At 44.9% G+C, this 12,709-nt stretch carries 7 protein-coding genes and 1 pseudogene; 7 read left to right on the top strand and 1 reads right to left on the bottom strand.

The window, feature by feature from the left end; genetic code table 11:
- Positions 1–57 precede the first annotated feature (57 nt).
- Positions 58–1,305, bottom strand: a complete 1,248-nt coding sequence (locus tag AXE82_RS06030; RefSeq protein WP_197931440.1) for an efflux RND transporter periplasmic adaptor subunit — start codon at positions 1,303–1,305, stop codon at positions 58–60.
- 490 nt (positions 1,306–1,795) lie between these two features.
- Between AXE82_RS06030 and pilG the strand changes: the two genes are divergently transcribed.
- The 7 genes and pseudogenes from pilG to AXE82_RS05995 all read left to right on the top strand — a co-directional run bounded on the left by pilG (position 1,796) and on the right by AXE82_RS05995 (position 12,697).
- Positions 1,796–2,182 (top strand): twitching motility response regulator PilG, encoded by a 387-nt coding sequence (pilG, locus tag AXE82_RS06025; protein WP_062332554.1) that lies wholly within the window; start codon positions 1,796–1,798, stop codon positions 2,180–2,182.
- 235 nt (positions 2,183–2,417) lie between these two features.
- The gene (locus tag AXE82_RS06020) at positions 2,418–2,780 is read left to right on the top strand and encodes a response regulator (RefSeq protein ID WP_036592735.1); all 363 of its coding nucleotides are present in this window, start codon (positions 2,418–2,420) and stop codon (positions 2,778–2,780) included.
- A 5-nt stretch (positions 2,781–2,785) separates the two neighbouring features.
- Entirely contained in the window at positions 2,786–3,322 is a 537-nt protein-coding gene (locus AXE82_RS06015; protein ID WP_062332551.1) for a chemotaxis protein CheW, read from the top strand.
- Positions 3,323–3,744: 422 nt separating this feature from the next.
- Positions 3,745–4,776: pseudogene (locus tag AXE82_RS06010) on the top strand (methyl-accepting chemotaxis protein); the annotation flags it as partial.
- Positions 4,777–5,013: 237 nt separating this feature from the next.
- A complete protein-coding gene (locus AXE82_RS06005; protein ID WP_062332548.1) occupies positions 5,014–5,325 on the top strand; it encodes a protein-glutamate O-methyltransferase CheR in 312 nt (103 codons plus the stop codon).
- Positions 5,282–5,878 (top strand): CheR family methyltransferase, encoded by a 597-nt coding sequence (locus tag AXE82_RS06000; protein WP_167541438.1) that lies wholly within the window; start codon positions 5,282–5,284, stop codon positions 5,876–5,878. Before AXE82_RS06005 ends, AXE82_RS06000 begins: the two co-directional genes overlap by 44 nt.
- A 171-nt stretch (positions 5,879–6,049) precedes the next feature.
- Positions 6,050–12,697 carry an Hpt domain-containing protein gene (locus tag AXE82_RS05995; protein WP_062332542.1) on the top strand — a complete coding sequence of 2,216 codons (6,648 nt, stop codon included), beginning with the start codon at positions 6,050–6,052 and terminating at the stop codon, positions 12,695–12,697.
- The last annotated feature ends 12 nt before the right edge of the window (positions 12,698–12,709 follow it).

Raw genomic sequence — 12,709 nt, 5'->3', positions numbered from 1 at the left:
TCCTAATAGCAAAATTTTTAACAATATAAAATGATTGAATGAAACACTATCAGTAAGCTATTTGAGCACGACTTTTTTACCCACATCATTGGCATTGAGATTTGCCACAATCACTGTGGTGTTGGGCTCGATGCCAGTAATTAAATACTGACTGGTATCGTCAAGGTGTTTGAGTACCTTAATAGGCTGTTTGGTAATCACATTGTCTTTACTGACCACCAAAATCGTGCCTGTTTCTAAGGTTGAACTTGTGGCGGATTGGTCGCTGGATTGATTGGCTGCGCCTTTAGCCGTATCTTTGGCGTTAGAATCCAAGGCTTTTGACTCAAGCATTACCGCTGACATCGGCACCAATACCCCAACTTGTGCAACCCCATAATTAAGCTTGCCTGTGGCATACATGCCCGGTCGAAGTCCACGATTACGCTGAGAAGGTTTAACCGCGATATAAATCGTCAGCTGGCGAGTGGCGGCATCGACTTGGGGCGAAATGCGGCTAATTTGTCCGATGTACTGATTGGTTTGATTACTAATAGTAAAAGGCACTTGTTGACCAAGTTGTAGCTGTGTTTGTGCTTCGCTAGGGACATTGGCGGCAAACTCAAGTTTATTGGGGTCAATGATTTCCATCAAGGCTTGATTCTGTGTGATTACCTGTCCGACATTGACGCTGCGACTGCTGACAATCCCCGTGGTAGGGGCATAAATCGTGGTATCACCAAACATTTTTTGTGCACTACTTAATTGGGCTTGTTTGGCTTTGATGGATTCACGCTGGGCAATGCTATCTGCCACACTACGCTCATATTCTATTTGTGAGACAAAGCCTTGCTCGAGCAAAATTTTATTACGCTCAGCAAGTTTATTGGCGACGATAGCTTGTGCTTGGGCGGCAGCAACATCGGCTTGCGCTTGCGCGAGTTGGTTTTTACTATCACTGATATCAAGTCGTACCAGTGGCTCACCTTTTGCCACGGTTTTACCCACATCAGCGAGCACTTGCTGCACTTGCGCATTCACGGTTGATTGCACCACTGTGTGGTCTGAAGGCTGCAGCGTCCCTGTCACGGTGACACTCGGTTCAAAACGGTCTGCTTTGGCGGTGATGACATCAGCGGCTAACAGCTGAATCTCGTTATTGGCGATTTGCGTGGTGGCTGACGCGGTGGTGACTTGAGTGTTCTGGGTTGACAGCGGGCTTTTGCTGTCGTTTTGCTGTTTTTGGCAGCCACTCAAACTCATAACAGCGCTAGCCACGGCAAGGCTTAATGGTACAACTTTAGTGATAAACTTCGGTGTTATCATGAACGAGACGTCCTCAGCGCAAACAATCAACTTAAAAAAATATAAAATGATGTAGAAATAACCAGTACAATGCGTTTTTCTAAGCTTATTTCAACATGTTTCTATCATCAGGTAATACCTGTATATTACCATGGCTCTATGGGCAATCTACCAAAGCAGTCACCAGATCAAACTTGAATGGTCATCAGGATGTTAAAAATGAACGGTAAGTGCATCGATTTAAGCATACTTTGCAGCAAAAAAGTATGGTAGTATTTTAACAATAATCACCATACAGTTGGTTTGTAACTATACTGTGTGAAATATTTGTTATATCTTATAAAAATTATTTACAATAGCTTCGTTTGATTGTCAAAAATTGTACCAGTGACTTTTGAGCGTTGATGGCATCATGTGATACCTGCCCCAACGCCCAGACTTAAAGTTTTGAGCAATCGCTATAGGACAGTGGGTAGCAAAATCATAGCGAAACAACCCTTAGGAAAATATTATGAATGCAAATTTTGAAGGCCTAAAAGTCATGATTATTGACGATTCAAAAACCATTCGTCGTACCGCAGAGACGTTACTTGCCAAGGCAGGCTGTGAGGTGATTACTGCTGTTGATGGCTTTGATGCGTTGGCAAAAATTGCGGATAGCAACCCAGATTTGATTTTTGTCGATATCATGATGCCACGCCTCGATGGCTATCAGACTTGTTCACTGATCAAAAACAACGCAGATTTTGCTGCCAAGCCCGTAATTATGCTGTCATCAAAAGATGGCTTGTTTGATAAAGCGCGCGGTCGTATTGTCGGCTCAGATGAGTACTTGACCAAACCATTTAGTAAAGAAGAGCTATTTGACGCCATTGAGCGTCATCGTCCTGCGTCTTAATACGCTGTGCTCAAGATTAACAACATGCCAGTACCACTGTTGTTAATACTTAAAGTTTACAATCACTAGCTACGATGAAACTAGAGATAACTAACATAAAAGCGCAGATTGCAACCTAGACGGGCATAGATTTGCGATGCATGTTTAACAGTTGCGCTATCATGAGCACAGACACAAAAAACAGCAAAATATAAAGCGATTAATATAATCAATCAGCAGGTAAAAGGGTAAGTCTATGGCCAAAATCTTAGTAGTTGATGATTCACCATCAGAAATGGCAAAATTTCGGGATATTTTGACCCGACATCAGTACGAAGTCATTGAAGCGCATACAGGCGATGATGGCATTCAAAAAGCCAATGAGTTTTTCCCAGACGTGATTTTGATGGATGTGGTCATGCCAGAGATGAACGGCTTTCAAGCGACCCGCAAACTCACCCGTGACCCAAAAACCAGTCATATCCCTGTCGTCATCATCAGTACTAAAAACCAAGAAACTGACCGGGTATGGGGCAAGCGCCAAGGCGCACGAGATTATCTAAGTAAGCCGATTACAGAAGAAGCCTTAATCACTGTAATCCGTTCCGTGATGGAGTAGGTTTCGTGTCCTCAAACGGCTTTATTGAGCTTTTACGACTCGCTGACCGCGGTATCAAACGACAAAAAAGTGCTCACTTTGACCAAAAAACCCAGTGGTTAGGGGTGGCGTTTTCGCTCGGTGGCCACCACTTGGTAGCGCCACTTGGCGATGTGGCTGAGGTGCTATCTTTGCCTGCCTATACCTCAGTGCCTTTGTCAAAACCTTGGCTGCTCGGGATTGCCAATGTGCGGGGACGGTTATTACCGATTACCAATTTGTCGAAATTTTTAGGTTTACCTCCAGCAAGCTCAAACTACCAATCCGCCAATCAAAAGATTTTGGTGATTGATCAACCCAAGCTCTTTAGTGGCTTACAAGTTGATGAGATATTGGGTATCCAAACCTTTAGCCAACGGCAATATCAGCCTATCGAGATGCCGAACGATTCACCGCTCGCTCAGTATACGCATGGCGGGTTTAAACAAAATGAGCAGATTTGGTATGTGTTTATGCCAAGCTTATTGGCCGAAGACACGCGTTATTTAGAAGCAGCGCTATAACCTAATTTTCTAACTCATTAAAATAATTGAAGGATTACCGTGTCATGGATACTAAAACTTCGACCCTAAGTACCAATACCAATTCCCCTGTCACGGTCGGGCCTGGCAATAGTAATTATCGTATGGATAGGGGGCGCTCAACCAACTGGATTTTTTGGGCAAGTATCTTTGGTGGCGTGGCTGCGTTGGCATTTATTTATCAACTCTACCAGTTGCTGATTTTGGTACGTCAAGATAATAGTGTTGCCAATAGTTTTTTGACGATTTGGTTGCCCTCTATTTTGATTGTAATAGGCGTCATTGGGGCGATTTACTTTTTGACTCGCCAGATTAATGCTAAAACCTATCGAGAGAAGGCAGAAGGTGAGCGTGAAACGCTGCGTCAACGTCATGAAATGGAAGTTGAATCTGAGCGTGCTCGCAAAATCCAAGAAGAAAACGAACGTAACCAAAGGGCGATTTTGCGTTTGCTTGATGAGTTAGGCGATTTAGCGGAAGGTGACTTGACGGTGAACGCGACAGTATCAGAAGACTTTACAGGGGCGATTGCAGACTCGGTCAACTTTGCGATTGACCAATTGCGTCAACTGGTTTCTGCGATTAACGTCACTGCAGAGCGGGTCGCGCGCGCATCTGACCAAACACAGGCAACGGCAGTTGAACTGGCTGAAGCCTCTGAAAACCAAGCGCAAGAGATTGCAGGAGCTTCTGCAGCGATTAATGAGATGGCGGTGTCGATTGACCAAGTATCGTCAAATGCCGCCGAATCTGCGGCGGTTGCGGACCGTTCGGTTGCGATTGCCTATAACGGTGCAGAAGTGGTACAACGTACTATCGATGGTATGAATACCATTCGTGACCAGATTCAAGAAACCTCAAAACGTATTAAGCGTCTCGGTGAATCATCGCAAGAGATTGGCGATATTGTTGGACTGATTAATGACATTGCTGACCAAACCAACATCCTTGCATTGAATGCGGCGATTCAGGCATCGATGGCGGGTGAAGCAGGGCGTGGTTTTGCGGTTGTTGCTGACGAGGTTCAGCGCCTAGCAGAACGTTCGGCCACAGCGACCAAACAGATTGAAACACTGGTTAAAACCATTCAGGCAGATACGAACGAAGCCGTGATGTCAATGGAATCAACTACCGCAGAAGTTGTACGGGGAGCGAAACTTGCAAAAGATGCGGGTGAGGCGCTTGAAGAAGTACAAACCGTATCTAACAACTTGGCATCATTGATTCAAAGTATCTCGAATGCGGCGCGTCAGCAGGCAGCCTCAGCGGGTCATATTTCAAATACCATGAACGTCATTCAAGATATTACCTCGCAAACCACCTCAGGTACCATGGCAGCCGCTCGTTCAATCGGTCAGCTTAATGAAATGGCGGCGGCGCTTCAAGAATCAGTATCGGGCTTTAAATTGCCAGATGATACTTTAGCAAAAGCTTAATGGCTAATTAGGTTTAGTAATCAACAGTTGGCTAAAAGTAAAGGGTGGTTTTAACCACCTTTCTTTTTATGACTGTTAGATAAAATTATGAGTAGTAGCTAAGGTTACGAGTCTTGGATGAGGTATTGGACGCGCTTGTTTTAATCATTGATTGAGATTTTTTAACGCCAAGTCATGCACCGATAATAAGTTATTCACCCATAATAACTGGGGTAGAGGTAAGACTAAATAACGTTTATGCAACAATACCATCTATCTGAGCAAGCATTGTCACTGTGGCTCAACTATGTTGAACACCAAGTGGGTTTTATCCTACCAAAGTCTCAGAACAACTGGATAAAAGGTATCATTGAGCGGCATATGCGGCGCAATGCGCTTGACAGTACGGCGTTATTACAGACAATTGTGCAGAATACTACTATCTATCATCAGCTAATCGATGATATATTAATTCCTAGAACCCAGTTTTTTCGGCATTTACCCACTTTTGCGTTTGCTGAAGCAGTTGCCAACGCATTGGCATTTGCAGCCGCAAAACCAGCAACGTAGTTTTACAGCGTGGAGTGTGGGATGTTCGACAGGGCAGGAAGCTGTCACGATTGCGTTATGTCTAGAAAATGCCTCGGATGGGATGCAAGTTTATCAAGTGTTTGGTTCAGATTTTCACCAGCAATCATTGATTGATGCGACCCTTGGCGAGTATGAAAACGCGCAAAAACCGTTTATTCCTGCTGTCTATCATCAATACCTTAAAGACGTTGGCAGGGATAAATTTGCGCCAGTCCCTACAATAAAATCGCAATTGCATTTTTTTAGCAAAAATTTAGTCGATGCTAAGCAATCGATTCCTTTAGAGACAGGTCAATGCCAACTGATTGTCTGCAACAATGTGTTAATTTATTTTTGGCAATTTGAGCAGCGTGACATCGTGCGTTATTTAGCCCGTTATTTGGCGGATGATGGTGTTTTGTTATTAGGCGCAGGTGAAAGTCTGGGGTTTAGTGATCCAGATTTACAGCAAATTGCCGTACCGACAATCCATGGCTATTGCAAAACGGTTGCACCAGATTGGCTCAAGGCAGTGGCAAATATTGCGCGCTAATCAGGGAAGTCAATATTGAAGGGTATAAAAGCTATCAACCTAAGTTGACGCCAGACAGCGGGTAAGTTATTTTAAGTGATATAAGAAATTAATAAACGACTGCGTTACAGCTAAGTTAAAATCGAGAAAAATCGTCATCGTTTTTGACAGTCGTTGTCCTAGGAATATGGTATGAGTAAACAACGTAATTTGATCGCCTTAGATTGGTTGATGCCGGTTTTAAAAGACGTATTTAGTGAGCTTAACCAGTTGCTACAACGACATAACGCGCCCCCAGCGTGGCAGTTAATCGGTCAACATTTGCACCAAATCACCGGTGCGCTCGCGCTTGCCAACCAGCCAGCTTTATCAAAACTGGCAAAAACGCTTGATAAAACCACTATCGCTATTCAGCAAGAAACTCTATCCCCGCAGTATTTTAGTCAAATCAGCCATGCGGTGAGATTGCTGCAATTTGACATTGAACAAGTACAAGCTAAACAGCAGATTCATACTGACTGGGTCAATGACCGAATCGCTTATTTTGAGCAACTGCTTGGCATAGCGTCATCTTATGAGCCCATCCAAGCTGCCGCAGACAATACTTTATTATTTTTAAGCCAATTAGCCACGCCAGACATCAAACATTCATGGGACAGTGCCCAAGCCGATGACTTACTTAAAGTCTGGCGTTATACCAGTTTGCAGCTACTACAAAACGAGACCAACGACAGCAAACATTTAGATATACTGACCAAGGTTGCTGGCTATTTGTCCCAAGCTGCCATCAATCCTGCTTGGCGTCAATTTTGGCAGTTGGTCGCAGTGTGGTGCAATAACCTAACCCTCAATGAGCAGCCTGCGCCAACCGCTTATGCTACGCTATTAAACAGTCTGTCATTGGTGCTGACGCATGATTTGACTCTCACCCCTGATATTACCGTGTCTCGTCTGGCAGTTGATGTGTTATTAGCGCTCAATGCGTTAACCCACAAATCGCATGACGCTAAAGCCCTGCTATCAAGCTTGGATATCAATAGTAGCGACACGCTTGATAATTTATTTAGTCAAGTATTGGAAAAACTTGAAAAAATTATTTATCAAGTGCACGAGCCCCTCACCATTTTGCCGCTGCTTGAATCAGTCAAAAATAGTTTGGCAAATCGCGGTTGGGTGTTTTATGAAAACCAAATGGCGCAAATTATCGATGATGTGCGCTTAATGACGCAAGATACTTTGATGGCGTCATCACTGACTTGGCAGGTAGAACGCCAGCTACAAGATTTTTATAGCCAGTTGTTGTCAACGGTTGAAACCCTTGATAGCCAAATTGGCTTACAGCATTTTGCCTATGCCAGCAATCCGCAAAATGAAGCGCTGCGGCAAACGCGCGTGCATGTTGAAAATATCAAGCGCTCGTTTAATCAATATATCCAAACCCGTGATTTAAATAAGTTAACAGTTAATGACGAATTGATTGCCACTATTCAAGTTTTTGGGGCATTGGGCTTAACACGTCCCAAAGAATTGGTCGAACAAATTCGCTTACTATTTAGCCGTATCCATAAAAATTCGGTACACGTCTTAAGCTGGGAAGCCAGTGATGCCATCGCCGACATGATTGCTCGCTTTGAACTATTTTTGGATTATTTATCCAATCAGTCTGTCAACGAAGAATTTTTGGATCAAACTCAAACTCAGCTCAACCGCGCCAATTTATTGCTTAATCGTTTAATCGAAACGCCATTAACCGCCGCTGAAGTGGTAGCACCCACCAAGCACTTTGGCAAAGATACGGTGATTTACGATGATGAAGGCGAACGTATTGCCAGTGATATTAAATCACCAGCACAAGTGCTAGCTACTGCTGCAGAAGCGCCTAACACGCAAACGCCTGTCGTGCAAGAATCGCAAGCACTAGCGGCTGCAAGGCAAGCCCTCAAAGATGATGACTATAGTATGGATGAAGATATCCGAGATATTTTCATTGAAGAGGCGCAAGAAGTCCTCGCTGAGTTGGGTGAGAAGATTCCCGTATGGGAAGTGGATACCCATGAATTAGTCGCGCTCAAAGGTATCCGCCGAGGTTTTCATACTTTAAAAGGCTCAGGTCGTATGGTCGGCGCTCATCAAATTGGTGAGATGTGTTGGGCAGTAGAAAACATGCTCAACCGTGTGCTAGATGGCACTTTAGCGGTTAGTGATGCGTTAGTGGGCTTTATCAAAGATACCCATCGCAAACTGCCGATATTGGTTGAAGATTTTCAGCAGCAGCGGGCGCCAAGTATCGACCCTGCGGTTACCGTGTTGCAAGCGACTAATCTGTTACAGCAGCAGCCAATTAACACAGGCCTGCCAGAAACCAATGGCTTAGACAATCTTGTATCAGTCAGTGATAAGGTAGCTGAAGACAGTGATAATATGGCTCAAGGCAATGAGGTTACGAGTGACACTGCGCCATCAACCACAGGGGATATTCATGCCTTACCTGAGGTGGTGGCTCGCGAATATGAGCAGCTAACGACGGTCACAGATGCGGTCAGCGATCCTGATATTCAAGAAATTTATATCGAAGAAGCCAATGAAGTGATTGAGACAATTGCACCACTTAACCAAGCTTGGCAAGCCAATCCCGATGATTTTGATACCTTAAAAGAAATTCGCCGAGGTTTTCATACTTTAAAAGGCTCAGGTCGCATGGTTGGCGCCAATCAGCTAGGAGAGCTTGCTTGGTCGATTGAAAACATGCTCAATCGCGTGCTTGACCATACCATAGCGGTTGATGAAGGGGTTTTACGTCTAGTTAGTGATGTCATTGAGGCATTTGCTGGGCTCATCACGATTTTTGCCCAAAATCGTACAGCCTATCCTGCCGTGATTCAATTTTGGCAAGCTGTCGCTAATAGCTATGCCAAAAAACATGGCGACAGCTTTAGCTACCATCAAGCCTTATCCGCTTTCGCGGGGCAGGCAGCAGCTTCGCCAACTGCGTCACACACAGATGCGGCGCTTTCATCTAGTCACGCCACCGCCCAAACTCAAGCGCTACAGGATGTCAGTGGCATTAGTGACATCAGTGAAATGGATATCGCTGATGACGTATTTATTGAAGAAGCAGACGAGTTATTGGCCGATATTGATAACTTTATCACCCACCATTTGGGGGAGCCTGCAACGCATGTGCCTGATGCCATATTACGCGCATTTCATACCTTGCGTGGTGGCGCAGCGCTGATTGAACTCAACAATGTCTATCGCTTAAGCGCCGCGGTAGAACAAGCACTGGGCGACTTATTACATAATGAAATACCGCTCACGGCCAGCCAGTTATTGACCTTGCAAGAGGCCAAAGATCTGTTGCAAACCTACATTGATGAGCATAAAATCCATCATGATGTGACGATGGTGGAAGATAACACTGACATTGTTGCCGACTTGATTGAGCGGCTAACAGATGCCAATACCGAATCTTATGAAAGCACAAAACTGACGGTCAAAGACCTGATAGCGCTTGGGATTGATGACTTACTCGATGCCGATCAGCAAGCACAGGCTAGGTTTGCTGGTGAGAGCGAACAAGTTATTGCCTATGCCCAGCAGCTTGAACAGCAAGCGTCAAGGCTTGCGCAAGCGACTGACGGTTTGAGCTATTTCATCATTCCAAGCACCTTACAGTTTGCCTATAAAAAAATCGCTGATTATCCGCAGTTTGCCAAAAACGAAGCCATTTATGATGCCTTAATGGGCGTACACAATCAGCTCATCAATATGTTTGACGCCATTGCAGCAGGACTGCGCGTCAATATCAATGAAGAGGCGATTGAAACCTTAAGAAAATTATTGGCAAAAAGTCAGTACCAAGCCGAGATGGATGCTATCGAGTACCAACCAGTTGCTACCGACGATGAACTGTTGCAGATTTTCTTGGATGAAGTGCAAACCATTCAGCCCGATGTGCAAAATTACTACAACCAATGGCTCAATAACCTTAGCAATCTAGAAGTTGTCAAAGAACTAGCTAATTATATGCACATCTTAAAAGGGGGTGCAGAGCTAATCGGGGTATCGAGTATTGTCGAGATGGCGCTACGTGGTGAGCAAGTGTATAACGCCATTGACAAAGGTATTTTACCCAGTGATACCGATACTGCTTCATTGCTGCAAAAGCTGCATGAAACCATTGCCTCACAGATCAAGCAAGTTCGACAATTTAGTCGCTCTTTTGAAGCCACAGATTTTGCCCAGCAAATTGATGAGGTCATCGCTGGCACAGTACAAATTCGAGACTTGGTATTTGCGGTGCCACTGATTGTTGAAGCCAATCCTGAAGAGTCGATAGAGCAAAAACAATCTGCCAAAGAGGGTGATAGCGCACTTGCGAAAAATGACCCACTCTACATCGAAGAAATTATTAATAACTTTGAAGAGCGTCGTTTAGAGACTTGGAAAGGTCAAGAGCCTGATGAAGATATCTTAAAAGTGTATCTTGAAGAAGCCAAAGAGCTGATTGATAGCAGCAGCCAGCATTTACAAGAATTCCGTAGTAATAACAGTGATCTTGCAGCCTTACAAGCCTTGCAACGTGAATTGCACACCATCAAAGGTGGCGCAAGAATGGTCGGTGCAGAAGGGATTGCCACGTTGGCGCACGAAATGGAAACCATCTACGAAGAGCTAGGCAGCCGCCGCAAACCTGCGACTCGGATGATTGGCAACCTATTGGCGGTGTGTCATGACTGGTTAGCAAGTGCGATTTATGTCTTAGAAAATAAATTTAACCCACAAACGCCGGTGGCATTGGTTGCAGCGCTGCAACAATTCTCGCGAAAACCTGATAGCTTAAAAGAAATCCCCAATGCTAACCTCGCCAGCCAAATTGAACAAATTGATATCTATCGCAGTAGTCTCGGGCAAGACACGTTAGAAGTCAAACAGCGCGACCTAAGCGTCATGCCGCTGATGACGGGTAACTTTGAATCTGAGCAAGATCAATCGAGCCTTAATGCTGAGACGCTTAGGATTTCTGCAAGTACCATGGATCGCATGATTAACCTATCGGGTGAGTCCGCGATCAACCGCTCACGAATCGAGATGGGTATATCGAGTCTATCGAACAATATCGAAGAGATGGGTACAACCGTACAGCGTCTAGCAGATCAGCTACGCCGTATGGAAACCGAGCTTGAGATTCAAATTTTGTCACAAATTGGTGATGAGCATGCGTTAGAAAGTGACTTTGACCCGTTAGAGATGGACCAATATTCAGCGCTTAACCAACTGTCAAAATCGCTCTCGGAGTCGGCATCGGACTTATTAGACATCAAAACCACCATGCTCGATAAAACCCGTGAAACCGAAAACTTGCTACTGCAATTATCACGCACCCAGACTGATTTGCAAGAAGGGTTGATGGACTCACGTACTGTGCCATTCTCGCGTATCACGCCACGTCTGCAACGGATCGTCCGCCAAACAGCCACTGAGCTTGGCAAATCTGTTGAACTGCGAATCCTAAACGATGAAGGTGAAATTGACCGTAATATCCTTGAGCGTATTACTTCACCGCTTGAGCATATGCTACGTAACGCCGTTGACCATGGTATCGAAAAATCGCAAGAACGTATTGAAAGTGGCAAATCAAGAACAGGCTTAATCACACTTGAAGTGCTACGTGAAGGTGGTGAAATCGTTATCAATTTAACCGATGATGGGCGCGGTATTAATGTGAATGCGGTACGCCAAAAAGCGATTGAGCAAGGCTTGATTTCTGCCAAAGATACCAGTCTAAAAACACTTGATATCATGCAATATATCTTTAACGCAGGTCTGTCCACCGCCAAATCCGTATCACAAATATCAGGCCGTGGTGTCGGTATGGATGTAGTACAAAGTGAGGTCAAGCAGCTAGGTGGTGTAGTCACCGTCGATTCTGAAAGTGGCAGAGGCTCACGCTTTACCATGCGTTTACCATTGACGGTTGCTGTGTCTGATGCCTTGATGGTTAGGGCAGGGGATAAATACTTTGCTGTACCATTGGTGCAAATTGAACGTGTGATGCGGGTCAATGTCGATGCGATTGCTAATTTTTATACCACCAATGCCGATAGTATCACTATCGATGGACAAGCCTATCGTCTGCGCTATCTCAATCAGATTTTATACGGTAGCGACCCGGTGGATGCACTAGCCCACCAGTCAAGCAGTGTACCAGTGATTATTATTCGTACTGATTTAGGTCAGCGCATGGCGCTGCAAGTGGATATGATTGCAGGCTCTCGTATCGAAGTTGTCGTTAAACCGCTTGGTCGTCAGCTCTCGCATATCGATGGCATTTCGGCTGCTACCATCATGGGTGATGGTTCGGTCATGCTCATTCTTGACTTGGTGGCATTGATGCGTAATGTCAGCAATATCGCCAAAGTCGAGCAGCAAAAAGCCAATAAGTCGGTCAAACAAGCGCACAAACCCGTGGTACTGATTGTCGATGACTCAGTAACCGTGCGTAAAGTCACCTCGCGCCTACTGGAACGTAACGGCTATGAGGCTCAAGTGGCAACGGATGGTATTGATGCGCTAGAAAGACTGCAAGAAATGCTACCGGAAGTCATTGTATTGGATATTGAGATGCCACGTATGGACGGCTTTGAAGTCGCCAATCATATTCGCCATAACCCACGACTTAAGCATATCCCTATTGTCATGATTACATCGCGTACCGGTGAAAAACACCGTGAACGCGCGTTTGGTATCGGGGTAAATGAATACATGGGTAAACCATTCCAAGAACAAATGCTGTTAGACACCTTAGCGCGCTTTACCCAACAAGCAAAAACTGACTAAGCCGACCATGTA

This window comes from Moraxella osloensis, from assembly GCF_001553955.1.
GTDB classification, from domain to species: Bacteria; Pseudomonadota; Gammaproteobacteria; order Pseudomonadales; family Moraxellaceae; genus Faucicola; species Faucicola osloensis.
Note: the sequence above shows the minus strand (reverse complement) of the source record. Positions and strands in the feature narration are given on the sequence as shown.